This is a genomic window from Paenibacillus sp. HW567, from assembly GCF_000374185.1.
Classification (GTDB): Bacteria; Bacillota; Bacilli; order Paenibacillales; family Paenibacillaceae; genus Paenibacillus_AQ.
Genome location: NZ_KB910518.1, coordinates 5,548,247 through 5,574,191 on the forward strand (window position 1 = coordinate 5,548,247; position 25,945 = coordinate 5,574,191).

General features: G+C 46.9%; 26 protein-coding genes, 1 tRNA gene and 2 riboswitches. Of the genes, 11 read left to right on the top strand and 16 right to left on the bottom strand.

The window, feature by feature from the left end:
- Positions 1-453 precede the first annotated feature (453 nt).
- From B212_RS0124655 to B212_RS34050, 3 genes are all read right to left on the bottom strand, one after another.
- Entirely contained in the window at positions 454-1,395 is a 942-nt protein-coding gene (locus tag B212_RS0124655; protein WP_019913870.1) for an alpha/beta hydrolase, read from the bottom strand.
- 154 nt (positions 1,396-1,549) lie between these two features.
- Positions 1,550-1,801 carry a hypothetical protein gene (locus B212_RS34760; RefSeq protein ID WP_156830210.1) on the bottom strand — a complete coding sequence of 84 codons (252 nt, stop codon included), beginning with the start codon at positions 1,799-1,801 and terminating at the stop codon, positions 1,550-1,552.
- 380 nt (positions 1,802-2,181) lie between these two features.
- Positions 2,182-4,335, bottom strand: a complete 2,154-nt coding sequence (locus B212_RS34050; protein ID WP_198015886.1) for a choice-of-anchor A family protein — start codon at positions 4,333-4,335, stop codon at positions 2,182-2,184.
- 81 nt (positions 4,336-4,416) lie between these two features.
- Positions 4,417-4,506, bottom strand: a riboswitch (cyclic di-GMP riboswitch).
- An 833-nt stretch (positions 4,507-5,339) separates the two neighbouring features.
- On the opposite strand from B212_RS34050, the gene B212_RS32360 reads away from it, so the two are divergent.
- Positions 5,340-5,717, top strand: coding sequence for a hypothetical protein (locus tag B212_RS32360; protein ID WP_019913873.1), 378 nt, complete (start codon positions 5,340-5,342; stop codon positions 5,715-5,717).
- A gap of 352 nt (positions 5,718-6,069) precedes the next feature.
- Here the strand turns inward: B212_RS32360 and B212_RS0124675 are convergent, their stop codons facing one another.
- The 4 genes from B212_RS0124675 to B212_RS32365 are packed head-to-tail and all read right to left on the bottom strand — an operon-like array spanning position 6,070 to position 7,468.
- The gene (locus B212_RS0124675; RefSeq protein WP_019913874.1) at positions 6,070-6,489 is read right to left on the bottom strand and encodes an ASCH domain-containing protein; all 420 of its coding nucleotides are present in this window, start codon (positions 6,487-6,489) and stop codon (positions 6,070-6,072) included.
- Positions 6,490-6,533: 44 nt separating this feature from the next.
- On the bottom strand, positions 6,534-6,938 hold the full coding sequence (locus B212_RS0124680; RefSeq protein ID WP_019913875.1) for a RidA family protein: 405 nt from the start codon (positions 6,936-6,938) through the stop codon (positions 6,534-6,536).
- Complete coding sequence (locus tag B212_RS0124685; protein WP_019913876.1) at positions 6,928-7,254, bottom strand: hypothetical protein; 327 nt, start codon at positions 7,252-7,254, stop codon at positions 6,928-6,930. Before B212_RS0124685 ends, B212_RS0124680 begins: the two co-directional genes overlap by 11 nt.
- A complete protein-coding gene (locus B212_RS32365) occupies positions 7,244-7,468 on the bottom strand; it encodes a hypothetical protein (protein WP_156830211.1) in 225 nt (74 codons plus the stop codon). Before B212_RS32365 ends, B212_RS0124685 begins: the two co-directional genes overlap by 11 nt.
- A gap of 551 nt (positions 7,469-8,019) precedes the next feature.
- On the opposite strand from B212_RS32365, the gene B212_RS0124700 reads away from it, so the two are divergent.
- The 3 genes from B212_RS0124700 (at position 8,020) to B212_RS0124710 (ending at position 9,392) form a co-directional block, all read left to right on the top strand.
- Positions 8,020-8,295: a helix-turn-helix domain-containing protein gene (locus tag B212_RS0124700; protein WP_019913879.1), complete on the top strand. Its 276-nt coding sequence runs from the start codon at positions 8,020-8,022 to the stop codon at positions 8,293-8,295.
- 190 nt (positions 8,296-8,485) lie between these two features.
- Positions 8,486-8,710 carry a hypothetical protein gene (locus B212_RS32370; protein ID WP_019913880.1) on the top strand — a complete coding sequence of 75 codons (225 nt, stop codon included), beginning with the start codon at positions 8,486-8,488 and terminating at the stop codon, positions 8,708-8,710.
- A gap of 217 nt (positions 8,711-8,927) precedes the next feature.
- On the top strand, positions 8,928-9,392 hold the full coding sequence (locus tag B212_RS0124710) for a L,D-transpeptidase family protein (protein ID WP_019913881.1): 465 nt from the start codon (positions 8,928-8,930) through the stop codon (positions 9,390-9,392).
- A 60-nt stretch (positions 9,393-9,452) separates the two neighbouring features.
- Here B212_RS0124710 and B212_RS0124715 read toward each other — a convergent pair whose 3' ends face one another.
- The 3 genes from B212_RS0124715 to B212_RS0124725 all read right to left on the bottom strand — a co-directional run bounded on the left by B212_RS0124715 (position 9,453) and on the right by B212_RS0124725 (position 11,258).
- Positions 9,453-10,328, bottom strand: coding sequence for a hypothetical protein (locus tag B212_RS0124715; protein ID WP_019913882.1), 876 nt, complete (start codon positions 10,326-10,328; stop codon positions 9,453-9,455).
- Between the two features lie 418 nt (positions 10,329-10,746).
- Positions 10,747-10,818 (bottom strand) — tRNA-Thr (locus tag B212_RS0124720).
- A gap of 131 nt (positions 10,819-10,949) precedes the next feature.
- A complete protein-coding gene (locus B212_RS0124725) occupies positions 10,950-11,258 on the bottom strand; it encodes an MTH1187 family thiamine-binding protein (protein ID WP_019913883.1) in 309 nt (102 codons plus the stop codon).
- Positions 11,259-11,621: 363 nt separating this feature from the next.
- A riboswitch (cobalamin riboswitch) is annotated at positions 11,622-11,851 on the top strand.
- 302 nt (positions 11,852-12,153) lie between these two features.
- Here B212_RS0124725 and B212_RS0124735 point away from each other — a divergent pair.
- The 4 genes from B212_RS0124735 to B212_RS0124750 all read left to right on the top strand — a co-directional run bounded on the left by B212_RS0124735 (position 12,154) and on the right by B212_RS0124750 (position 18,635).
- Positions 12,154-14,139, top strand: a complete 1,986-nt coding sequence (locus B212_RS0124735; RefSeq protein WP_019913886.1) for an anaerobic ribonucleoside triphosphate reductase — start codon at positions 12,154-12,156, stop codon at positions 14,137-14,139.
- On the top strand, positions 14,136-14,651 hold the full coding sequence (gene nrdG / locus B212_RS0124740) for an anaerobic ribonucleoside-triphosphate reductase activating protein (protein ID WP_019913888.1): 516 nt from the start codon (positions 14,136-14,138) through the stop codon (positions 14,649-14,651). The genes B212_RS0124735 and nrdG overlap by 4 nt, the downstream gene beginning before the upstream one ends.
- Before the next feature lie 117 nt (positions 14,652-14,768).
- The gene (locus tag B212_RS0124745; RefSeq protein ID WP_019913890.1) at positions 14,769-17,102 is read left to right on the top strand and encodes a ribonucleoside-diphosphate reductase subunit alpha; all 2,334 of its coding nucleotides are present in this window, start codon (positions 14,769-14,771) and stop codon (positions 17,100-17,102) included.
- Positions 17,103-17,603: 501 nt separating this feature from the next.
- On the top strand, positions 17,604-18,635 hold the full coding sequence (locus tag B212_RS0124750) for a ribonucleotide-diphosphate reductase subunit beta (RefSeq protein WP_019913891.1): 1,032 nt from the start codon (positions 17,604-17,606) through the stop codon (positions 18,633-18,635).
- Between the two features lie 244 nt (positions 18,636-18,879).
- On the opposite strand, the gene B212_RS0124760 is transcribed toward B212_RS0124750, so the two are convergent.
- From B212_RS0124760 to B212_RS0124785, 5 genes are all read right to left on the bottom strand, one after another.
- Positions 18,880-19,428, bottom strand: coding sequence for a S41 family peptidase (locus B212_RS0124760; RefSeq protein ID WP_269636975.1), 549 nt, complete (start codon positions 19,426-19,428; stop codon positions 18,880-18,882).
- Between the two features lie 283 nt (positions 19,429-19,711).
- On the bottom strand, positions 19,712-20,395 hold the full coding sequence (locus B212_RS0124770; RefSeq protein ID WP_019913895.1) for a hypothetical protein: 684 nt from the start codon (positions 20,393-20,395) through the stop codon (positions 19,712-19,714).
- Between the two features lies 1 nt (position 20,396).
- Positions 20,397-21,026: a hypothetical protein gene (locus B212_RS0124775; RefSeq protein ID WP_019913896.1), complete on the bottom strand. Its 630-nt coding sequence runs from the start codon at positions 21,024-21,026 to the stop codon at positions 20,397-20,399.
- Positions 21,023-21,793 carry an ABC transporter ATP-binding protein gene (locus B212_RS32375; RefSeq protein WP_019913897.1) on the bottom strand — a complete coding sequence of 257 codons (771 nt, stop codon included), beginning with the start codon at positions 21,791-21,793 and terminating at the stop codon, positions 21,023-21,025. The genes B212_RS0124775 and B212_RS32375 overlap by 4 nt, the downstream gene beginning before the upstream one ends.
- Before the next feature lie 159 nt (positions 21,794-21,952).
- Positions 21,953-22,144, bottom strand: a complete 192-nt coding sequence (locus tag B212_RS0124785; protein WP_019913898.1) for a hypothetical protein — start codon at positions 22,142-22,144, stop codon at positions 21,953-21,955.
- A 268-nt stretch (positions 22,145-22,412) separates the two neighbouring features.
- On the opposite strand from B212_RS0124785, the gene B212_RS33425 reads away from it, so the two are divergent.
- The 3 genes from B212_RS33425 to B212_RS0124805 all read left to right on the top strand — a co-directional run bounded on the left by B212_RS33425 (position 22,413) and on the right by B212_RS0124805 (position 24,831).
- Positions 22,413-22,958, top strand: a complete 546-nt coding sequence (locus B212_RS33425; protein ID WP_019913899.1) for a hypothetical protein — start codon at positions 22,413-22,415, stop codon at positions 22,956-22,958.
- A gap of 77 nt (positions 22,959-23,035) precedes the next feature.
- The gene (locus B212_RS33430) at positions 23,036-23,656 is read left to right on the top strand and encodes a hypothetical protein (RefSeq protein ID WP_019913900.1); all 621 of its coding nucleotides are present in this window, start codon (positions 23,036-23,038) and stop codon (positions 23,654-23,656) included.
- Between the two features lie 812 nt (positions 23,657-24,468).
- Complete coding sequence (locus tag B212_RS0124805; protein WP_019913902.1) at positions 24,469-24,831, top strand: hypothetical protein; 363 nt, start codon at positions 24,469-24,471, stop codon at positions 24,829-24,831.
- Positions 24,832-25,033: 202 nt separating this feature from the next.
- Here the strand turns inward: B212_RS0124805 and ssuE are convergent, their stop codons facing one another.
- On the bottom strand, positions 25,034-25,588 hold the full coding sequence (gene ssuE, locus B212_RS0124815; RefSeq protein ID WP_019913904.1) for an NADPH-dependent FMN reductase: 555 nt from the start codon (positions 25,586-25,588) through the stop codon (positions 25,034-25,036).
- Positions 25,589-25,945 lie beyond the last annotated feature (357 nt).

The window sequence follows — 25,945 nt, forward strand, 5'->3', positions numbered from 1 at the left end:
AACATCGTGGTAATATAGAAGATATTTGTTTTTCCGTGTACTTATCCCATCAAGAAGATGTCAGGCCGATCAGTTACTACTTTTTACTTAGTATCGGCATTTTGGACACAAAATCTTACGTTTTCTTGCAGTACTCTTCCTTTTTATGAGATTAAATTCGAACATAGTTATCCGATTCGCACTGGCGCGGTCATGGAGCCGCAAGGACAAAAGAGAGGTAGGGCTTTTGTCGTATTGGAAGGATTATTCTCGCCACACGGCTGCTGGAAATAACAAGGAACCAAGACACCCGTTTTTCTCACGGACGGCGGGGGATTAAATATACGAGAAGACATGGCTTCGCCGCTTTCTTGAATCATAAGGAACGGCCCCATGTGTGGAACATATTAGCGCCCGATAACTGCTTTATCGCAGATATCGGGCGCGTCTACGTTTAAGGGGAGTTTTTCAAGCTCACTGTACATAACGCCTCACAAAATCACTAACTCTGCCGATATACTCCGCCTTGTTCGTGTCGTAAGCGAGTCCGTGGCCCGCCCCCTGCACTACAAGCTTCTCCTTCGGCCCCCGGCATGCCTTGTACAGCTTATCCAGCATGGCATAAGGCACGAATCTGTCAGCATCCCCATGGATGAACAGGATAGGCACCCGGGCTTTGCGCACCTGCTTCAGCGCTGAAGCTTCCCCGAAGAAATACCCTGCCTTGAGCCGGGTAACCAGGCTGGCGCTATGGACAAAAGGAAAGCTGGGCAGACGGTACATCCGCCATAGCTGATAAGACAACTGCGCTTTAACCGAGGTATATCCACAGTCGGCGACGATCGCTTTTACCTGCGGCGGAAGCTCTTCACCTGCTGTCATCATCACCGTTGCTGCGCCCATGGATACCCCATGCAGCACAAGCTGTGCCTCCGGTCCGCTCTCCGCCACAACGTGCCCGATCCACCGCAAATAATCCTTGCGCTCCGGCCAGCCAAATCCAATATAATCGCCCTTGCTGTCGCCATGTCCCCTGGCATCGGGAATCAGTACGTTGTAGCCCAGATTCTCATAATAGATTTTGGCATATGCCCCCATATCCTTGCCTTTCCCGGAATAGCCGTGGGCAATAATCGCTGTCCGTCCGGCAGCGCGGTCTGACGGCAGATAATAGCCTCGCAGCTTCAACCCCTCATCTGAGGTAAGCTCAATATTTCTGAAGCTGTGGCTGGCAATCCATTCCGCCCCCTCCCCCCAGGACGCCCCGGCAACCGGCGGGTCCACCTTCAGATCAGGGGTTTTGCTCATAAACTCCTTGGGCGCCCGCTTGACCGCGATTCCATAGAAAAAAAATCCGGCATATATAACAGCGCCCGCAATAATGATAACAACTGCAAGTATGATTACACTCCACATAGACGCCGCCACCTTTCCTTCAACTAGTTAACCCCCAGACGCTGCCCAGGCGTAGCACACTTCTGACTTCAGCATAGTATAACATGGCCCTGGGAGGAGCTGAAAATGCCGGTTCGGCTATTCTGTAGCTGCGGTGAATTTTTATTTAGCAGAGTCACAGGAGAAACACGCCTGTTCGTGCTTCAACAACTGAACAAACCAACCGTTCGTGCTGTAACAACAGCATTTTTGCTGTTGTTACTGAGCTAAGCAACCAGTTGCCCCTCAACAGCGGCATTTTTGCTGTTGCTATTGAGCTAAATAACCATTTACCCCTCAACAACGGCATTTCTGCTGTTGTTAATGAGCTAAATAACCATTTACCCCTCAACAACGGCATTTCTGCTGTTGTTAATGAGCTAAGCAACCATTTGCCCTCAACAGCGGCATTCCTGCTGTTGCTACTGGGCTAAACAACCATTGGCCCCTCAACAGCGGCATTTTTGCTGTTGCTATTGAGCTAAATAACCATTTGCCCTCAACAGCGGTATTTCTGCTGCTGTTACTGAGCTAAATAACCCTTTATCCTCAACAGCGGCATTTCTGCTGCTGTTACTGAGCTAAACAACCATTTGCCCTCAACAGCGGCATTTTTGCTGCTGTTACTGAGCTAAATAACCCTTTATCCTCAACAGCGGCATTTTTGCTGTTGCTATTGAGCTAGTTAAAAAAGCTGCTTCCATGGAGATTGAATCTCCAAGAAGCAGCTTACTATTTTACGGTTCATCTACTGATTTTGGCCTAGCCTTAGCGCTTACGCTTGCTTATTCTTGCCTTTCTTCCGAGCAGCAGCCCCACTCCGGCAATGGCTAAACCGGCGATATAGTAAGGGGCCGGGCTGGATTCCCCGGTCTGCGGAAGCTTATCGACCGTATCCACGGTACCCAGAGGAACCTCGTCATCAATAACGACTTGTTCATCCGGTTCCGGACCTGCGGTTGGAGCAGGAGCCGGCGTTGGCTGTATAGATGCCGCAGGCTTCACAGGAACGGCAGTTGCTACAGGACCTAAAGGTATAGGATCTTCATTGATCACCGTCTCATTATCCACAATTGTGCCAATTATCGTTGTTGGTGTTGGTGTTGGCTGTACCACTACCGGAGGAACAAATTCGACCGAGGTAGTGGGAGTTGGCGTTGGTGCTGCACTTGGCACCGGTGTCGCACTAGGCGTCGGCGACGTGCTTGGTGCCGGCGACGTGCTTGCCGTTGGTGTTGGCGTCGATGTTGATGTCGCCGTCGGTGTTGGCGTCGATGTTGATGTCGCCGTCGGTGTTGGCGTCGACGTTGATGTAGCCGTCGGTGTTGGCGTCGACGTTGATGTCGCCGTCGGTGTTGGCGTCGACGTTGATGTCGCCGTTGGTGTTGGCGTCGACGTTGATGTCGCCGTCGGTGTTGGCGTTAGTGTTGGCGTTGGTGTCGGCTCCGGCGTTGGTGTCGGTGTCGGTGTTGGCGTTGGTGTTGCCGTCGGTGTCGGTGTTGGTGTTGATGTCGGCGTTGGCGTTGGCGTCGGTGTTGGCTCCGGCGTTGGTGTCGGTGTTGGCGTCGGTGTTGGCTCCGGCGTTGGTGTCGGCGTCGGTGTTGGCTCCGGCGTTGGCGTTGGTGTTGGTGTCGGTGTTGGCTCCGGCGTTGGCGTTGGTGTTGGTGTCGGTGTTGGCGTTGGTGTCGGTGTTGGCTCCGGCGTCGGCGTTGGTGTTGCCGTCGGTGTCGGTGTTGCCGTCGGCGTCGGTGTCGGCGTTGCCGTCGGCGTCGGTGTCGGCGTTGGCGTTGGTGTCGGTGTTGCCGTTGGCGTCGGTGTCGGCGTTGGCGTTGGTGTCGGTGTTGCCGTTGGCGTTGGCGTCGGTGTTGGCTCCGGCGTTGGCGTTGGTGTCGCCGTCGGTGTTGGCGTCGGTGTTGGTGTTGCCGTCGGTGTTGGCGTCGGTGTTGCCGTCGCCGTTGGTGTCGGCGTCGGCGTCGGTGTTGGTGTCGGTGTTGCCGTCGGCGTCGCCGTTGGTGTTGGCGTCGCACTCGGTGTTGCCGTCGGTGTCGCACTCGGTGTTGGTGTTGGTGTCAAAGGTGGTTCCGTTCCTTCATACGGATAATGGTGCATCTGCACATGGCCGTTGAACGATTTTGCAATGAGTGTGCCGTGCAGTTCCGCATAATCATAGTACACCTCGGCCCGTGGCGCCAATATTGTACCATTGATGGTTGTGTTGTCGATTTTCAAGCTAACGGCGTCATAAAAATTAAATAATACCTTATTGGGATTGCTCCCATCAATTTGAAAACTCGGGATGTGCACTGAGGCCCCGCTTACGTTGATAACAACCGTTGCATTCCCCGTTATATTGAACACCATATTGTTGGTCGCTGCCCAATCGGCAGCCGTCATATTAATGACATTGTAGGGTTTCGGGGCATTGATCGTTACTTTTCCGGAATCCCTGACAAAGGGCTGTGTCTGCGGCAAAGCGGCCAGCTCACCCGAACGCGCAATCAAAAACTGCTCCTCCGCTGCGAAATTAATCGGTGTATCCTTTCGCGAGCCCCCCTGAAGCGTAGTGCTTTGATCGGCCGTTAGAGTACCACCGTATACAGTTGTTCCATGAACCGTCCCATTCGAGAAGGTAATGTTCTTGCCAGCGATAAGCACGTCTCCGCCCGGGGCGTCCTTGGATACACCGTACCCCTGCAAAGTAATATTCCCTGCGGCCGCAAGCCTTCCATGAATCTGATCGTATGACTGCGTGAAGTCCCCAAAGATAAAAGCATTAAAATTGCCGGCTACCCCCAAAACCGGTGTAGGCGTATAGGGCATACTAGCCGCTGCATTAACCTCCCATCCCCCAGTAATCACACTGCCTACTGTCAGCATCCCTGCCAATAGCAGAGCTGCCGTCTTTTGCACTCTTTTCTTCAATCGCATGCACCTCCTATTAAATACTCTATGATTTCAAGAAAAAACTATAACAACAAAAAGACCGCCAAGAAGGGTTAGCTTCACGGCGGCCGGACAATCATAACCCGTCTAGCGGGCGTTAGATTCCTGACTTTGCGTCCCGTTCTTTCGAACGGTTTGCGTTTTACATGATCGTATAAATTTATAAAGTTCCAGATAGTCTATGACATTTGTTACTTTTGACCTAATGTAAGTTTAGCTGTTCCACCTCCATATTGTCAATCTATTCCTTTTTATTTTTTTGGAAGCTTGGATGCGAAAATCCGCTACAGTCCGCTATGCATAAGGATTAACCAGCTTACTCCCGTCTGAAACAGCGTTCAACAAACAGCGTATGCGGCAGCTTCTTCTGCTTCATGTGATCCTTCCGCTATTTAAAATCACTAATTTTTAATATTAAAATTTAGTCTTTCGGAACTATTTGTCGAACAATGCTGCATCAAGTCACTACGTCCTAATAATGCAAAAAAACTGTCACCGAAAGTTACCGGCAGCAGTATTTCAAAAGATAAAAATGTATATTTTTTACGCCATAACAAATTATCCTTATCTTTCTGGAGAAACGGATGCCGCCTCTTCTAGAGGACGACGAAGCCGTTTCTTCTTGTCGACATCTATGTATGCTATATGCGCTATCGTGGCCAGGCAATGCGGATATAGCGGGTTTGTATTTTATAACAGTTGCATCCAGCCAATCATGGACACCCACAACGGAATGCTTAGGAGCAAACCGAATACCAAACCACGGCGGAGACTTCCTTCATGACTCATCACTATTCTCCTTTTGAGATGCTTTATTTGTTAAGCTTCAATCTTTAATATTTCAATTTTAATATAAAATAATTCTTCGGACTTTATTGTGAAATTTATCACATTTATTGCGTTTTTTTAAAATACTATTGATTATTTTTTGAAGCCTGGGTTAAAATACGAATATATGTTCTTTTTTTGAGGTGGTAGATTCCATGCATAGGTCGGAGAGTACAGACAATACGCTGGTTAAATCTTATATCATGCTGCCGCTGGTTATATCGGCCTTTGAGCGCGATGCTGCCATTCTGTCCAAAGAGCTGCGCACCCCCGCCCCCTACATAGAGGTTCTGCATGCAGCCGCAAACGCGGCAACCGCTGATCTGCGTGATGTGCGGGCTGAAATGAGAACACGGGGCGTCAAGGTCTACGAACAACTGCGGCGGGAGGACGGTATCGAGGTCAAATTTGTCTGCCGGGGGTATCATGAACGAATGCTGCTGCTGGACCATATCATTGCCACTCAGGCCACGACCCATATGCGCAAATACCTGAAGCTGGATATTTCCACCTCCCGGATGCGGAGCAGCTAAATGCCTTATTTCCCCCACAAAAAAGGCCTCGCCATAAAAGTCGGCAAGACCATCAGTGGATAACAATTACATTAATACCTTCCAATAGCCCAGCGAGCCAAGAATAACCACCAGTGCTACGGGATATAGAATTTTTCGGCTCACTCTGTCCTTAAACGTAAAAAACAAGCAAAGCATACATAGCCACGCAATAAGAAGACTTCCCATTCCTTATGCATACGCCCTTTCCTGTGTACCCAGAGTAGCTCCTGGCGCAAAACTGCGCTTCAGAACATATATACTAAGATTACCCGCGAGCTAACCCATTCATACCACCAGACAGCTTGGACATCTCCCCAAAAAGAATAGAATATTACTCTCTCTCCCGGACAGGGTGCTCCCAGAAGCTTAGCCGTCCTTTAGCAGGTATGGGATCAGCAAGCAGCTCTACGCCTTCCAGCTTCCAGGCAAACCGTCCCTCTGTATAATCGCCAAAAATATATTCATTGCCGCCCGGCCAGCCCTCCACGGCATCCTCAGAAGTCACCTCATGGCAATCGGTCAGGCGGCATGTGGCGATAATAGCTCCGGCGGGCAGATTGTCAGCGGTGAATCCGTGCCGGGCCAATACCGATTTATACGGCTCTTGCCTGCACACGGACTTGTCGATACCCATCCCTGCATGAATAGCCAGCTCACCACGATAAGCCGTTCTCCATGAACGGGTCTCAAATTGCTTTTCCCCAAGAGCGGCCAATGTCGCCCAGGGCTGCCGGATCGTCAAGCATCTCATTGTCGCCGCCTCCTCGCCCTAACCAAAATTGCAGCCCCCAAGCTCTATAAGCTCCCGGCGGCGATAGCCTCAATCTCAATCAGCAGATCATCCCTGATCAGCTTGCGGACTTCAACTGCTGAGCTGGCCGGCGGATTGATAGTATTAATGTACTGGTCCCGAATGTCGCGGACAACCTGCATTTTAGAAATATCGGTCACAAAAAACGTCAATTTCACCACATCCTCAAAGCTGGCTTCCGCAGCCGCCAAGGCGCCTTTGATATTTTCGAATACCTGCTTGGTCTGTACGGCCAGATCGCCTGCCCCTACAACTTGGCCATCCTTGTTCATGGCTATCTGTCCGGAGATATAGATTGTCCGTGCATTTCTGACTTCCACCACACTCGTGTACCCGGAGGACGCCGGCAAGGCTTCAGGGTTTATGAATTTTAACCGTTCATTCTGCATGTAGACTTCCCACTTTCCATTGAATCCAATGATGTATAAGCTCAGGAATCATATAAAGATAAGGATTAACAATCAGCCTATTCATTGTAACAAAAAATAGCGCCGGATGGCTTGTCCCCACATCCATTCCACCCGGGGAGGGTGAAGTTGACGACTCCGGTTTTTCAAGCCCATATTGCTCTATCAGCCTATCTTCCGTTCCACTTTCGATAATAGTTCCTTCAGCCGCCGCGTGAATCAGTTCGGGTTGTAAAAAGGCCGTCATGAGGAGCAGCAAAGCTGTGAAAAGAATTACGGATTTTTTCTTAGTGCCCATCATTACCATCCTTATTGACGGACTCATACCGCTGGCGGATTTCAAGATTTTTGGCGTGATTATACAGATCCAGAGCTACAATCCCTCTGCGCGCAAGCTTTACAAAGAGAACAAAAGCATAAATCCCTAGTCCAGTGCATACCAGCCAAATCAAGAATGCAAATACACTAAATCCTCCGAAGAATATACCCGGCTGCGACACCATCTTCTTCACGCCCCTATCCATATTGTTATCGGCACTTCCGAACTCAATACTGTTTAGTATATTGGACTTGGAACAATCTGTAAATGAATTAGCTTAAGTACAGGACAGATAAATGGTAGATAAGAGGCGATTTTATGAAAAAAAGCACGACCCCCGAAAATCCGGAAAGCCGCGCTATGTATGGTTTCTTAAGGATGCTGGTGAAGGGAATTGAACCCCCGGCCTACGCATTACGAGTGCGTTTTTTAGGGTTCTATAAGGTTCGATAAGTACTTGCGAGGCGGTAGATGAATAGGTAGATGAATTACTGAGTATCATCAAAAACTCCCTTATATCACATGTTAATATAAGGGAGTTTATTTAGTATTAAACATGGTAATTTTACAACTGTCGTAACTACTCCCAGAAGTACTGAGCATTTTCATGCAGGCAATGCTGCGGTTCTATCATAAGGTTCTTTGAGGTTTTCGTGAAAGATTTCTGACAACCCTAACCATCCCGGCGGTTGCCGATAGGTTTCGGCCCGTATCCCTCGGGCCATCATCAGGCGGTTATAAATCATGTTCTATCAAAAAATCAACCATTTCCTCTTGAGTAACGGGGTTTTCATAAGTATCTATGAAGAATGTTCGCCCGCTGCTTTTGCAATTGGTGGGACTAAAGGCGTTTCTGTTCGCCAGGTGGCTAGAGATATTGATTACCGGCTTGGAGCCGTACAGGACCTTTATAACGATACTATGGAAAGATATCCGCGAGAACTTCTTTCTCGATTAACCGCTTATTTAGAATGTGATATCTCTGATCTGCTAATAAACGAAGAAACCCCGCCAGTATAATCACTGACGGGGCATTTTTTTGTAATCATCATTTTGATTGCCTGGACTGCTCTTTCATTATCATTCCAAGCTCGGATGAATAGTTATTGGGATCACCATTTTTGCTTTGATGGCACTCATGGTATTTCTATAAAAAAATCAGTTACAAGCATGACTACTATGATTGTTAAAGTTTGAAGGAGGTTTTTCTGTGGAAGACAAACTACTAAAGCTAATGGAGAAGGAAGAAACTTTAAAAAAGAAAAAAGATAAAATTGAGGACGACTTAAGGAAGATAGCCAAACAGATCAAAGAGCTTGAGCATCAACAAAAAGTAAGGAATATAGAAGATAGCATTGTGCTATTAAGTAACCATGGCATAAATTTGAATGATGTAATCAAGGGTAGCGGGGTTGAGGCCGAAGGGCAAGTATAAATATTTATATCGAGGGGCTGAATATTTACGAAACCGATGGTACCCGGCGGCCACCCTTCTGTCCTAGATACAAAAGTATTCCGAGGTTGTAAAAACTCAAACCCTATCACCTTATTAAATAGAAGGCGATTGATGCAGAATACAATGATATGGAGCTATCTAGTTTAATCTGCGCCTCCATCAGCTAACCCTTCAAAAAAAATTGGAGGTTTTAAAAATGGGATATCATATTATGATTGCCTTGAAGACAGATCGTAAGCAATTTGGTTCGTTGAAAATGTATAATGATAGTGGAGCTTTGGTATTTGGCCCAAAACAATGCCTTGCTCGCTCAGAATTCAATACCGCTTGGAATGTAATCAACGGATGCACTCCGACTGGAGTATATACAGCAACAATAGAAGGTCCAATGTCCCCAACAACAGATAACATTCGTTCTTATGGTAAGCAAAAATATGTTGTTATGGACCCTGTCAGTGGCGATGCTTTGACCGCAAAACAAATGGGCCGCTCAGGTCTTTGGATTCACGGTGGTGCGGCAGCAGATCCAGGTGCAATTAACTACCCGCTGCGTCCAACGCATGGTTGCGTAAGACTATCTGAAGATGACCAAGCTAGTTTGATTTATGTTCTTTCAACATTGGGTGGAGGCACTGGAAAGGTGACTATCACTGAAAGCTAATCGAAGAAGCAAGAATAAGGATGGGCTTAAGCCCATCCTTATTCTGCTTTTAATTAAATATTATTTTTCTATTTTTATCGGTAAATATTTTGTTGTTAAGGTTGTTTGTTCGTTTTCAGTGAGATTTGCAGTCACCTTGCTGATCAAATGATCTTTTAATGTATACTGGTAAAGAATTACAGGATTCTTAGCATCATCTGTCTGACTTAAAAAATCGAAACCTTGACCGTCCTTATGCCAAACTACCGATGTAATCAGTGTAAAGTCTTTCTCTGAAAGATTCGAAAAAGTGTTATCCTCAGTGTTGTACAATGCAATGTAACTGGAACCTATATTACCAATGCCAAAAGCAATTGTATTCCCATCGGGGGACCAATTGTAACTATCTATTTTTTCACTACCAGTCTCGGGAAGGTTGTTCAGCACAATCTGTTTTCCGCTTGAAAGACTTAATAGTATTAATCTTGATCCTTCATGATCTCTCACATGAACAGCTAACTGGTTGTTTTTAGATAAGTCCACCGACTGAATACCTAATGGTTTTTTATCAAGTGCAATAGTATAAGTTCCGTTACTACTTTCAACTGTTATAGAACTAATCACCGTATTGGACTGGTGAACTTGTTCCCCCTCCGCCTTAGAAATTGCGGCGGTAAGCACTACGTTCCCTTCTTTCCAAACGATTTGGTTATCAGAATTCTTTATTGTTGGATTGTTTTCTGAGGCATAATATATCGAAGAATCAAACGAATTCCTTCCTGCCGCCTCATTGCCCTCAACTTTTTGAGGAATAGAATTCCCATTTTTACTTTGGGATACATTACTTTGAGATACGTTACTTTGACTGGACGTTTCTTTTACATCAGCGTTGTTGTTACAACCCAGTATAGATGTCAAGGCCAATAAAATAATAGAAAAACTAGCGATCTTATTCATCTCTCGATTTCCACCCTTTCAAGGAATACAGCTGGAAATTCCTATGATCTTAGGGAGCTGCAAAGCCACTTATGGCATTATCATCCTTTTTCTCTTCTTATTAGACGCTTATTATTAAATAATGTTTCACTAAATACCAACCCAATCGTTTAAGATCACCAAAAATCCTGTAGCTGCCACGATCCGGCCGCCATCACCTGCATGCCAAATGGATTGAATACGAATAACCTCAAGTTTTCCCTTGAGGTTATTCGTCATGTCATTAGGAGCTATTTGAATTTTTTTTCTCTTTTTGACTGTCTTCGAATTTATCTAATTCTTTACAGGGTAGATGAATGATAGATCAGAGGCGATTTTATGAAAAAAAGCACGACCCCCGAAAATCCGGAAAGCCGCGCTATATATGGTTTCTTAAGGATGCTGGTGAAGGGAATTGAACCCCCGGCCTACGCATTACGAGTGCGTTGCTCTACCCCTGAGCTACACCAGCTTAAAGCATGATTTTTCTGTCAAACAAAATACATTATACAGCGTACGGAGAAAAACGCAACCCTTTCTATCATAGACCGTGACCTTTTAGCCCCAGCTTGCCGGGTCTACATTCAGCCTAGTCTCCCAGAACTATTGCTCCAGCAGCTTGCGCTCCACCGATTCCAGCTTGCTGCGGCTCGTAGAGACCTTATCGCGGCGGTCATCTATCTTAAGTGAAGTAGAGACGCGCTGCGCGCCCGCTGAGAAAGGAGATTCATGCAGCGCTTCTACAGCAGCGAGAATCCGCGGCAGCGGTCCTTCGATAATTGTGCCCATGGATGTAAGCTCGTAGGTAATGCCCTCCACCGTCTCCAGCACCCGCTGCATATCCGCCACATAGCTGCTGAGGCTGGTGCTGCCTGTGCCGATCGGAATTACGGTTACTTCGCCAATCGCCATTCGAAATCCCTCCTATATATAAGTCTCCAGTCCCTTCTATTGTAACAACTCCTGTCTGGCGTCACAAATCACCCTAAAGTCCCGGCATCCCTCCTCACGAAATCCTATGATTACACTCACTGCAGATATGAAGCCTTTGTGGCGTTTTGTGGGACAATTTATGAATTGGATTCGGCAAAATTTGTCGTTATTCTGTGGATGATCTGTGGATGATCTGTGGATGAATTGTGGACTAACGCCGGTACATCTGTGGACTAGCTGTGGATCATCTGTGCGTAAAGCGGCTGAACCCGCTCGGGGCGCGGACTTGCAAAAAAGTATTTACAAACACAATATATTGAGTTAATTTTATATAGCGACAACAAAATATAGTGGAATCAGGTGCTTCACCTTTACAAGAGTGCTGAAGCTTAATAGGGAAACGCGGTGCAAAGCCGCTGTGGTCCCGCCACTGTAACCGGATGCCCCACAGCGTCATGAAGCGCTGCGGAGCAGTATCCTGAGGCTCAAGCCACTGAGGGACATTCCCCCTTGGGAAGGCGCCTCCGGGATTCACCGGAAGCCAGGAGACCTGCCTTGATTCCGGGCACCATCATTTACGCCTGCGAGGAACAGGAGAGGTGTCCGCATGCGGCCTGCACAAGCAGATGTAGCCTTCCCTAAGACGGGGAGCCAAGGCTGCCGATACCTGAAGGCGATAATTCTTATTGCCTTCAGGTATCGGCTTCTGCGGGAAAGCTTATTTCCATGGAGACCATCCGCAAATATCCGCGCTTCGGTTATTTGCGCCACGCATCCGGGCATTTTCCGCCTTCCTCGGCGGGAGATGCTTTTTTATTAATGTCAGTTGACCTGGTTAGAACGTTCTTATATATCGAGAGGAGAGTGCTGCACAATGACGCTGCTGGAGAAACGGCACAACGCTGAACAAACTACACAAGAGGTTATGTTAGAGGAAGTTATCCATTTAGGTCGCGATATTATCGACAGCCGGGATTTAGATCTGCTGCGTGAGAATGCCAATTTGAACGGGGAGAGCTTTTCCGGCAAAATGAGCAAGTTCGGAAGTGAATACTCCAAGTGGTATGCCCGCAACTTCACGATGCCGCCGCAACTGATGCAGGCTACCCTCGATAACGTGGTGTATGTCCACGACCTGGACCAGTACGTCATCGGGACAACCAACTGCATCTTTATTCCATTCGAGCGGCTGCTCCGCGAAGGCTTCAACACCGGCAACGGCAGTGTGCGGCCACCGAACTCGATTATGACCGCGATGTCACTGGTGGCGATTATTTTCCAGTCTCAGCAAAATGCCCAGTACGGCGGCGTGTCCGCCAACAAGCTGGATTTTGATCTGGCTCCTTATGTAACCAAGTCCTTCGCCAAGCTGTTCCGCAAAGGACTGGAGTACTTCGAAGAAGGACAAGCCGGCGAGCATCTCGGCGAAGTTAACATGAGCCGCAGCGATCTGGCTGAGCAGTATCCGCGGGCCTTCCGCTTTGCGCTGAAGGAGACGGAGAGCGAAACGCTTCAGGCGGCAGAGAGCATGATACATAACCTGAATACGATGTCCAGCCGCTCGGGCGGTCAGATTCCTTTTACAAGCATTAACTATGGTACCTGCACTTCACCAGAGGGCCAGCTCGTGATCAGCTCACTGCTTACGGCGACTATGAACGGCCTGGGCAGCGGTGAAACGCCAGTGTTCCCTATCCAGATCTTCAAATGCAAGCAAGGCGTCAACCAGCAGCAGGGCGATCCTAACTATGAACTGTTCCTGAAAGCCGCCGAATGCTCCGCGCGCAGACTGTATCCGAACTTCGCCAATCTGGATGCGCCGCTCAACCTGCAATATTATGATCCGGCCGACCCGGATACTGAATTTGCAACGATGGGCTGCCGTACCCGGGTGCTGGGCGACCGCTTTGGACGCAACCACTGCTCCGGCAAAGGCAATTTATCCTTTAATACCCTTAACCTGGTGCGTCTAGGGCTGGCTCACGGCACGGTTACAGGCCGCAGGCTAGTTGCCGACGAACAGGGCTTCTACGATGATTTGAACCATTATATGGACATCGCACTGGATGGACTGCTTCACCGCTTCCGCATCCAGGCCGCGCAGAAAGCCAAAGCCTCCGACTTCATGATGCGCGAAGGGGTCTGGGAAGGCGGGCAAGCACTGGCCCCTGAGGATAGCGTAGGCGAGCTGCTGAAGCATGGCAGTCTGTCGCTTGGCTTCATCGGGATGGCAGAGTGCATGAAGGCTATGTACGGCAAGCACCACGGCGAGGATATGGAGGTTCACGCCAAAGCGGTCGCCATCGTCCGCCATATGCGGGAATATTGTGACCGCAAGAGCGATGAGCTTAACCTCAACATCACGCTGTTCGCTACACCGGCTGAAGGACTGTCCGGCAAATTCACGAAGGTCGACCGCAAGGTGCTGGGTTCGATCCCGGGCGTTACCGACCGTGAATACTATACGAACTCCTTCCACATCCCGGTCTATTATGAACTGAGCGCAGCCCGGAAGATCAGCCTGGAGGCTCCGTTCCACGAATATTGCAACGCCGGCGCGATCTCTTATGTGGAATTGAACGGCAATGCCCGCAGCAATCCGGCGGCTTTTGTGAAGATTATCAAGTACGCGCTGGAGCAGCAGGTCAGCTATTTCAGCATCAACCACCCGATTGACCGCTGCTCGGCCTGCGGCTACGAAGGTGTGATTGGCACGAACTGCCCTTCCTGCGACGCGCATGAGAACGACGTGCATATCCGCCGTCTGCGCCGGGTAACCGGCTATCTGACCGGCGACTATCAGACCCGCTTCAACGCCGCCAAGCAAGCTGAAGTACGGGACCGCGTTAAGCATCTATGAATATTTGCGGCTACTACCCGGAATCAATCAACGAGGGAGAGGGCATGCGGGCCGTCATCTTCCTCAGCGGCTGCCGCCACCGCTGCCCGGGCTGCTTCAATCCGAAGACCTGGAATTTCAATTTCGGCGAGCCCTTCACCCTGGAGAGGCAGCGGGAGATCATTGCGGAAATGGCCGCAAATCCGCTGCTCGACGGGCTGACGCTGGCAGGCGGCGATCCTTTTTTCTCGGCAGATGAGGCGGCGGGCTTCATTCAGGAGCTGCATAGCGTGCTGCCGGACTTCTCCATCTGGATTTACACAGGTTATACCTACGAAGAGCTTACAACCGCTCCCGGCTCACCGGAGTGGAACCTGCTGAGCTTGTGCCACGTGGTCATTGACGGCCGGTTTGTGGAAGAGCTTAAGGATACCACCCTCCCCTACCGGGGAAGCAGCAACCAGCGGATTATTGACATTCCCGCCAGTCTTGCCGGTACGGAGATCGTACACTGGCAGCCGGCTGATCTATAACTTACGTTAACTTTCAAAGGGCAGGCCAAGCGTTCATGCGGGCCGCCTTCTGCGCTCATATAGTTCAATTTTTGATATTGAAAATTATACCCAAAAAAATGAAGGGATGTATGAACCATGCCACAGCTCGTAGTGAAACCCGACAACCGCCAATTGGCTTTTGATGAAATCCGCCTCTCCGTGTACGCCGACCGTATCCTGAAAGGTCTTGACCAGCTAAGCAAAGAAACTCTGCTGCGCGGGGTGCAGTCCAAGCTGCGCCGTGACGAGGTTAGCGGAGAAGAGATCAGCAGCGCCTTTACAATGAGCGCACTTGAGCTTGTAACCAAAGAAGAGCCGGACTGGAAGTTCGCTGCTGCGCGGTCGCTTTTGACCTCCCTGTATAAGAAAGCTGCCGTCAACCGCCGCTACAAAGCCTACCCGGACGAACCTTATGGCGAGCTCTACCCCCTAATAACCGATCTGGTGAAGAAAGGCATCTACCGCGAAGAGCTGCTTACCCACTATACCAAGGAGCAGATTGTTGAGCTTGGCGGCTGCATCGACTACACACGCGACCTGTTGTTCGATTATATCGGGCTTTTGACTCTCTCGGACCGCTATCTGGCCCATGATTTCGACGGGCGTGTAATGGAGCTGCCGCAGGAGCGTTATATGATCATCGCCATGTTCCTCATGCACACAGAGCCGGAAGAGAAACGCATGGATCTGGTAAAAGAAGCCTACTGGGCGATGAGCAACATCTACATGACCGCTGCCACCCCAACCATGTCCAACGCAGGTAAAAAGGTTGCCGGACAGCTCTCCAGCTGCTTCATCGACACTGTGGACGACTCGCTCGAAGGCATCTTCGACTCCAATACCGATGTGGCCCGGCTCAGCAAAATGGGCGGAGGCATCGGCGTCTACCTCGGCAAGGTGCGGGCCCGCGGCTCCGATATCCGCGGCCACAAGAACACCAGCTCCGGCGTCATCCCGTGGATTCGCCAGCTGAACAATACCGCTGTCAGCGTGGACCAGCTCGGCACGCGCAAGGGCGCCGTCGCAGTCTACCTTGACGTCTTCCATAAAGACATTCTCGCCTTCCTCGACCTTAAGCTGAACAATGGCGATGAGCGGATGCGCGCGCATGACGTGTTCCACGGCGTCTGTCTGCCCGATCTGTTCATGGAGGCTGTGGAAGCACGCGGCCACTGGAACCTGTTCTGCCCGCATGAAGTGAAGAAGGTGATGGGCTGGAAGGATGCCAATGGACGCGCATTGGGTCTGGAGGACTTCTATGACGAGGCGCTGGGGCAAGGCGCATTCCGTGATAAATATGCCGAAGCTACCGCCAATCTGGAGCTCTCCCGCATCACGGTTCCGGCCATCGACATCATGAAGCGGATCATGAAATCGCAGCTCGAGACAGGCACGCCATACATGTTCTACCGTGATACGGTGAACCGTTCCAACCCGAACCGCCACCAGGGGATGGTCTTTTCCTCCAACCTGTGCACGGAGATTATGCAGAATCAGTCGGCTACAGTGATCGAGCAGGAGGAGCTTGTTACGAAGGACGGCCAGACCCGGATTGTCATCTCCAAAATCCCCGGCGACTTCGTAGTCTGCAACCTGAACTCCATTCACCTGGCCCGCGCTGTTCCAGCCGGTGTGCTGGAGCGCCTGGTACCGATTCAGGTCCGCATGCTCGACAATGTTATCGACATCAACAATATTGAAGTGCTGCAGGCGCAGTATACGAACAGCCAATACCGCGCTGTCGGCCTCGGCACCTTCGGCCTGCATCACCTGCTGGCGCTGAAGGGTATCCGCTGGGAGTCCGAGGAAGCCGTGGAATACAACAATCACCTGTACGAGCACATCAACTATTTGCTGGTGCGCTCAAGCCTGGAACTGGCCCGCGAGAAGGGCCGTTATCCGAAGTTCGCCGGTTCTGACTGGGAGACCGGCGCCTACTTCACCTCGCGCGGCTATACCAGCGGCGAGCAGGAAGGCAAGTATGTGACGACTGAGCAATGGCGTCAGCTCCAGCAGGAGGTTGCTGCGGACGGCGTGCGCAACGCCTGGATGTTCGCGATTGCCCCGAACGGCTCGACCTCGATCATCGCCGGCTCCACAGCCAGCATTGATCCGCTCTACGAGCTGCTCTCCTACGAGGAGAAAACCACCTACAAGATCGCCAACCCGGCCCCGGATTTGTCCGAGAAGACCATCTGGTACTACAAAACGGCGTTCCTAATCGACCAGAACTGGTCCATCCGCATGGCCTCGGCCCGCCAGCGCCATGTGGACCAGGGACAGAGCTTCAATCTGTACGTGACCCCGGACATCAAAGCCACCGATTTCCTGGCGCTGCACCTGAACGCCTGGAAGGGCGGTCTGAAATCGACCTATTATGTGCGGAGCCGTGCACTAACCATAGAAGAGTGCGAGTCTTGCGCGAGCTAAGCCTTTCATCCTAACTTCAAACACCCGCGCTATAGCCGTCACTACGAGGAATGTTTGGGCTTCCGGTCGCTGTTCGAGGTGGAATCCGCAGACAGCTTAAATTAAGGATTGTCGGTTTTGCGCCGGAAGGCTTTCCGGTGCAGAGCCTTCCGGCGGTCGTTCTCACCTCTTCAGTTCCACACGCCTCCCGCCTTGCCGACTAACTGTACTTTGTACAGCTATAGCCTGGCTTTTGGCAGATAAACACAATTTAACTGTACTCTGTGCAATTATCCAGGCGGAAATCAGCTTAATTGCAGGAATTCTCTATTTTTAGTTGCTGAAACTACAGTTATAGCTCATAAAAAGGCTCCACAGCAGTAAATAGCTGCACTAAATGCATTTATCTGCGAGGAGACTGCCACACTAACGTTCTTTCATTCAAACGTTCCACTATATAGTCATAGTTGTTTCAGTAAGAATATCAGGCGGAATCATGCAAATTACAGGAGGGAAATAAACATGCAACTGCAAAAGATTTTTAATACCGAAGCCCCGAACCAGTCCACCCGCATCATCGACGGGGAATGCTCGGGCATTCTGAACTGGAACGATATCCGCATGCCGCATATGTATAAGCTGTACAAGGTGCTGCTGCTGAACCACTGGATCGCTGATGAAATTCCGATGTCGAAGGATGCGCAGCAGTTCCCGCTGCTGGAGGCAGAGGAACAGCGTGTGTTCAAAATCAACATCAGCCTGCTGGCGGTGCTCGATTCGATGCAGACGATGTTTGTCGGCGATGTGAAGCGGTATTTTACCGACTCTTCTCTGGAGGCGATTTCGGCAATCATCGGGCAGCAGGAGGTTGTACACAACCAATCCTACTCCTACGTCCTGTCTTCCATTGTCTCGGAGAGCGAGCAGAAGGAGATTTTTGAATACTGGAAGCATGATCCGGTGCTGCTGGAGCGCAACCAATTCATTTCGAACATCTACCAGGATTTCCGCGATGCGCCGTCCAAGGAGACTTTTTTCCGTGCGATGGTGGCCGATCTGATTCTGGAGGGGATATTCTTCTACAGCACCTTTGCCTTCTTCTACAACCTGGCCCGCGACCAAAAAATGATGGCCACCAGCCAGATGATCTCCTACATTCAGCGTGACGAGAACCAGCACTGCTACTTCTTCGCTGAAGTATTCAAGCAGTTGCTGGTCGATTTCCCTGAACTGAACACGCCGGAGAACATGGATTATGTCTACCGGACCATTGACCGCGCCGTAGAGCTGGAAACCAATTGGGGCCACTACACGCTGACTAACGTGCGCGGCATTGATATGAATGAGCTGAGCGACTACATCAAATACACCGCCAACAAACGCCTGACCCTGATGGGCCTGGACAAAGCCTACCAAGGCGTAGACGTCAACTGCATGCCGTGGATCAAGCCTTTCTCCGACGAAGCGCTGAACGCGACCAAAACCGACTTCTTCGAAGCCAAGTCCCGCAACTACGGCAAGGTCGGCGACGACAACGGGTTCGATGATTTGTAAGCATCTAAAAAGCCCTTTACACCGATCTGGGATGTAAAGGGCTTCTACCTTTTAAAATATAAACAGAACAAAAAAGCCAACAATAACGAAAATCCCTCCAATCGTTAAGAGTGTCTTTTTGAGCTCGGGTATATAATTTCGATTTCTTTTGCCGGCTATTGCAGCAACCCCTACAATTATCAAATATGCAACCAGTAGCCAGAGTACTCCACTCATTCTGTCAGTCAAACAATCCCCCCCTAAATTAATTTAAAGCCATTTTGAAATAGTCGTCATCCGTTGCGAAGTGAGTATTCGCTCCAACATCGTTTTGTATAAACCACTGAAGATCTTCCATCCCATAAGTATTACACTTCCAAATAAAAGAAGCTACAATCATAGAAAATCCTTTGGATTTATTAACAATAATTTCTTGGCCGCATTCTTTTCCTTTTGTTCTTTCTCCGATTAGCTGAACCGATTTCAAATTAGTCTTCAATGTCAAAGCGGTAACTTCGCTACAGCTAGCAGTTTGTTCGTTAACAAAAACATAAATTTTCCCATAGCTTAGCAGCGCAAGTTCATCTGAATAGTAGGTTACTTTTTTATTTTTATAATATAAGGTTACTATCTCTTTTTTATCTTTAATAAGAAATCGGCAAAAAGACATACAAGCATCAATGTAACCACCTGGGGAATTTCTCAAATCCAAAATTAGATATGGACGATCCTTATACTGGTTCATGATTTGAAATGCCTGATCCACTGATTTTTTCGTAAAATAAGACAAGTTTATGTAGAGAAAACTCTCCACCAATCTATATTCAAAATGCTTTTGCTCTTTGATATCAATACTGTCCGAGTGGGCTTTTCCAATTAAAAAATCAGTAAAACAGTTCCCCTGGTATCTTGAATAAATTGTTTAAAGGACTTGAGATCAACCATGGATGAATTCATTAACTCATTTTTCAATTGTTGATATCGCTGATCCTGATTCAAAAATATATCGTTCAACTCATAGTACTCCATGCACTCTTTGACCAGCTCAGACTCATCATTATTTTTATGCGAAAAAATCATCAGATTCCCCCCTCTGTTCAATCGTTAAGCAATTTTATCTCATAAGCTTCAGAGAGTTTCTGAATATTCAGGACCAAGCGTTCCCGTCTTGAACTTCTGGCAATTAACAAGGAAAGAGTTGTAAGCAATATGCCTAAAGCCACAGCCCCTAAGGTGATCCATATTCCCGTAGGTAGAATAGAAGCAAATAGAAAAGGAGCGAAAGGAAACAAAAAGTTAAATATACTGAACACACCAGTCAAATACTGCTTCCATTTAGTGAAATCCACATTGTGCACTGTCGCTGCCGCAAGGAGTGAGAAACCCAGAAATGAGAACGCAATATTCTCTATAAAGTATAGGACGTCACTGATATAAAATTGACCGCTGATTAGCAGACTGCCAAACGAAATCATTAACAAATATATTTGTGCAATAATAAAGCCCGATCCTGCTACCAGCATCCAGTTTGCAAACCACAATTTGAAGGGTGTGAGCGGTGTTGTCAACAATGTTTCACTATGCACCAGATCCTCAATATTCCAATGCCCCAGATTTCCAATCAACATGCATGCCAGAGAGAAATAGGACACAATAATATGGCGGGGAACGGAGAAGCCCGTTAATAAGGCAAAATAGATAATCGGTAAAACAAGAGTGATAAATAATTTTATTTTATTTGTGCGTATTTCTTTATACCGTTTCCATAAAAGAGCATTCATTCTATCTCATACTCCCTTCAAAGAACCTGTTCCACTCTTGTTTCGGCAAGAACTGCTGCTGGAAACCAAAAATGAGAATAGACGTCAAAATAAAAAATATTAGGCAGTAGCTAACCGGAAGCAACAAATACAAGAGCATGATTACAAGGACATAACCTATTTCAATAAGATAATTCCATATTTTACCCATTCGTTTCTGTAGCAGCGTTCTCATAAGGATCAGCCGCCCTACAGGAAATAATGACACATACAATCCGCCAGTAAATAAAAGATCCACAGGTTTCAGTATGAGATTATGGCCTGTGAACTCCATAACAGCTAAAGCGATAAGTGTAGTTCCAATACTCATACAAAAGGAGCACAGCATGGCCGCTTGGACGGTTTTACCTACTATCTTCTCAATCGAGTATCCGAGAACTACCAGCGTCTCTTCATGCCCCCGTAAATAATCAGTGCAGAGCATTTTCAGTACAGCCAGAAAACAAAAATAAGGCAATAACACAATGAAATTAATATAGACCTGTGATTGGAGGAGGCTAACAAGTATGATGGAATACAACACAAAGGTAACCCATCTCTGCCTGAACATTTTAATAGAAAGCCACATCACAGGGTTCTGAAGTATTTTCATGAGGATTCCATCATTTCATTCATCTCTTCAAGTTGAAATATAAATCGGTATAGCTTCTCCATGTCTGCTTCCTCAGGTCCCGTAAGATACTTCGCAGCTAAATGGGAGTAGTTGCCCTCCTCGATCAATTTTCCATTTTTAATAAACCCATACACATCACAAACTTTTTTCAGTTCGCTTAAATGATGGGAATTAATGAATACGGTTAGACCTCTGCTCTTCATTTCCTTGATATAGTTCCTCAGCATATAATTACCTTCCACATCCAGCCCTCTGGTCGGCTCATCAAGAATAAGCAATTGCGGTTTGCCGATAAAAGCCCTGGCCAAAGCCAATCTTTGCCTCATGCCCCGGGAGAAGAAGGTAATCTTACTATCTTTGTGCTGTTCTAAATCAACCATTCTAATGCATTCGTTGATGTCTTTGTCCCTTTGTTGCTTGGATGCCTTGGGAAAGAAAACACGGTGAAACAACTCTATGTTCTCCCAGGCTGTCAGACTTTTATATAATCCCAACTGATCCAGCACACAACCAATTTGCTTTCTAATCTCATTAAACGAAGAATCACTGCTCTTAATTCCATTGACAGCAACCGTTCCGCTGGAGGGTCTGTAGATATCGAGAATGGTTCGTGTCAGCGTTGTTTTTCCTGCCCCATTTGGACCGATCAAACCGTATACCTGGCCCGTTTTAACTGTTAGGTTAATATCCTCAAGCACTGTTGACGTTCCAAAGGTTTTACTTAATTGGTTAATGACGATGTCCATTTTCCTTCCTCCAAATCATATTGACAGCCCTCCGTATTAAAAAATGAACAAGAGCTGCAGGCATAGCGGAATTCACAATAAGCACATTTATTTCCATACTTGTCTACGCTTTTTTTCCAGTACTCAGACATCAGCTTTTGAAGCGCCAAATGGAACCCGTTATTTTTTAAAATTCCCAACTTTATTTTTTAATTCCATAAAAGGATATATAGAGCCATCATATGTAACCAGCACTTTTTTATCAAGGCAGTGATCTCCTAATTTCCTTGCAAAAAAAGAATCAAAATCCACATTCACCATATTTTTATTCGTTACAGGAATGGGCTTTGTTTTTGAAAAACCACCTGCCAAGATTTGAAAGCTCCCGGGGCTTTTTTTATAATAGTTACTCGAATTAGATTTTCCTTTTTATTTCATTTTTTTGCGTAGCCGGCGTCGTGATTGGTTGAGGAATTCGATACATGTATATACTGAATCAAAATTATTCAAACTGTTTCACACAAACATCACATCCCAGCATGCCACACTTGCATTTTTAGGATTTATTTACATATAGCTTTATATATACTATAATAAACAAATGTTTTAACCCAATTTACCAAAAAAAGGGGAGAACTTCATGAAAGTTAGAATTTCATTATTTCTTGCAATGTTATCATTAGTGTTTGTAATAGGTTGTGACAACAATAAAAATATTGTTTCTCAAGCAGCTCTTTATCCTCTCCCATCAACTCAATTAGAAATTGCAGTAGTTGGGGATAATCCATTTGAAAAGATCAAAAATGTTAATTATGCCCAAAAAAGTCTCGAAGAAATTACTGCTGTTGAGAACAATACATTTGATGGCCTAATTATTACAAAAGAATATTTTTCTGAAGCAGTAAAACAAGAATATAAAGATTTTTTTAGCAATATAACTTATCCAGTCTTCTTCATTGGAACCGAAAATCTACTTACGAATGTATTTCACGATAATAGACTCACGTTGGAAACTGCAAAAATAGGCGGATTCGGGGCTAATGTATCTGGTTTTGTAAAAACTAATGGAAAGATTCAGGAATGGGGATTATTTTTACCAGATAATCCAACTGAAACAGATAAAAATCATGATATGATTTTAAGAATCACCAATATTATTGAATCTTTTAAAATAAATCATAAATAAGTTTTTTTAAATCTTCTTTACAATATTTTTCCATGGGTTATAATGGTAGTACTCCATATAAAAGGAGATACTAGTATATGAAGATTAAAATTGTTGCTACTACTCTTGCTTTAACTCTCGCTTTATCATCAAATCTGTTCTTCTCCGGTTCTCTAGCAGCTTATGCTCAAAGTGTTCCAAATCCACCAGATACCACTTCCGCAGTTACTAATGAATTAGTACATCAAGGAAAACTAGACTTGAATAATCTTGATGATTTACCTGACGGTGTAACTACTAGAGACATCAGTTATGAGGAGGCCATCACTTCCATCGCAAAATTACAGGGCATTACAATAGAGGAAGCCAAAAGGAATAATCCCGATAAAACTTCTAAGTCATCAAATGATAATTTTTCAGCAAAAGCTACTGATACATGGGTTAAAGAAATATCAATCGTCCAAGATGTAACCAGCCTATACAAGCCAACTCTAAAAATATACGCTTATTATTATAGTTCAGGATCATTCAGACAATTTAAAGAGTTGCTAAGTGTTCAAATAGATGGAGCTAATACCGGTTCAATCTTTGTTGGCTCAAAAGTATTTGTTGGAAATCTTGAAGCAAAACTTTTAAATGCAAGTGAAATATGGTGGTTAATAAATGGAAATTTCTACGCTACCGCCACATATACTTACACCGGAGGATTAGAAGCCTGAAATCAAGTCTTTAAGATTAGTTTTACAGCTTCTCAAACTTCAAGTCACTATGCGGGGCATTACAACACTGGAACTTATACCCTATATTAGACTTAAAAAACTTTTAGATAAAAAAACAACCCCGCCGACCTTAAGGATGACGGGGTTGTTTTCTGTATATACCTCATTTCACCAATAAATCAATAAAGCAATGTTTACAAGCAATAACGTCATTGCTTTTATCCACATAGAGTATAGCAGTTAAAATTTACTTGTATGGATGATAATGTGGTATTTTAGATTGGAACTCTTTTAAGTTCACAATCAAGTTATTGTAATTAAATTCAATTAATGATACACCGTCAATTTCCCAACCTCTAGCCTCATACTCACATTTAAAGTACCACTCTACAGCGGTTAAACTGCCTTGATGAATAAATTTCTTTATATTCCAAACAAAAACTGTTCCACGCTCATTCCAATCTTCAAACCAACTTTCTATGGCGTGTAGCCAGTGATATTCAGGTCCATAACATTCAGAACAGTTCCTCCCTGTACCATACGGAAACCTTGGATTGCACCAAGGCCGCAGTCAGAAAGTCTGTGTCGCTCTCCAGGACTTTGTATGTAATGCTCAAGCTATCACTCCCTATGTAAATACCCCGCCGAAAATGGCAGGGTACGGTTTTTTCGTATGATCTCAATATCTATTATCTGGAACATTATTCATACGTACTCTATGACAATAGAAACTTTTATTATTGACAGAAAAAAATAAAAAGCGTTGCCTTTGACTGGTTAGGTTCTTAAAAAATGTTGTCGGGGTGGCCTATTTGACGAAAAAAATATTCAAGGCAGTTGGTAACGTAATCTTAAAGGCTTGTGCGCAACCATGGACTTTGATGGCTATCGGTATTATTGTGATAGTTCTGTTCGGAGGAATTACGTTTTTCACTATAAAACGAATTCGAGGTGGCGACGAGTTTAAATTCGCCTTTTTAATTCATCTCAAACCGACAGAAATCGTAAAGCAGCAGAAAGAAGCTTTTGATAACTTAAACGAAGACGATTACTTAACATACTTCGCCAACGCCCTGACATCTCTAATGTTCGTTGAATATGTTAATGGGCAAAGAGAGAATGGCGATCCTGATGAGCAAGGCAGTGGCACCGAAGAGCAAGAACAACTTGCGTGATCGTTACCTTGAGGGAAATCTCACCGTAAAACAGTACACAAATCAGATCCTTAATGGACGAGAAGGCGATCGTAATCGCCAAAACATCGAGCAGAAACACAACAAAATTCTGAAGAAAGCTCGACTCATCAGCAATTAAAGAAAAACCCCTCGATCGACGATTTGTCTCAAGAGTTCTTTCTTGCGTTTCTGATTCACAACCTTACTTACCAGCCTTGCGCTCCACCTTATGCGCGGTTTCTTCCGCCAGCTCTGCAAGCACGCTGTCCAGACGCAGCTTAAGCTCGTCTGCGAGCTCGACAACCCCCTGATCATTACGCACCGCCTGTGAGTCTACCGCATACACACCGCCCAGAATATGGCGCGCACCCAGCACAGAGAGTACCGGCTTCAGCGCATACTCAATCGTGAGCAGATGCGCCAGGCTGCCGCCCATGAAGAGCGGGAGCAGGATTTTGCCGGCAAGGCCTTTTTCCGGGATCAGGTCCAGGAAGGTCTTGAGTACCCCTGTATAAGATGCCTTGTATACCGGGCTGACCACAATTACCGCGTCGGCTTCGGCCACAAGGCCGTTAGCCTTAACGATGGCTTCGCTCTCGAAGCGGGTATGAATCAAGTCCTCCGCAGGCAGCTCCGCCACATTAATCCGCTCTACCTCAAACCCATGCCCGCGCAAATCAGCCTCCGCATATTCAATAACCGCATTAACCCGGGAGACCAGGGATGGTGTTCCGTTGATGACAACTATTTTGGCCATTTTCTCCACCTCTTCCGTTCGTTATAATAAGGATCTGCCGCTATTCCGGGTGCAAATCCCTTCAAATTTTAAGATAATCCTATCAGATTACAAGGAATATTGTCAAACCTGCAAACCTTGCGCAGGGCTCTATCCTGAGCTATAATAAGCGGCAATACTACATCCCGATCAAGCCCATGACCGGCATCCAACCGTGAGGCGTCTGCGACCGGAGCAAATTACTTGTTCCCTAAGTTTACCGGGTTTCGCCCGTTACCGCGAAGACCAAAGAGGGCCTTATCCTGCTGTGAAGCCAGGGGATTCGGTCAACCTGGGTGGCACCGCGAGCTAACGCTCCTCGTCCCATGGATGAGGGCG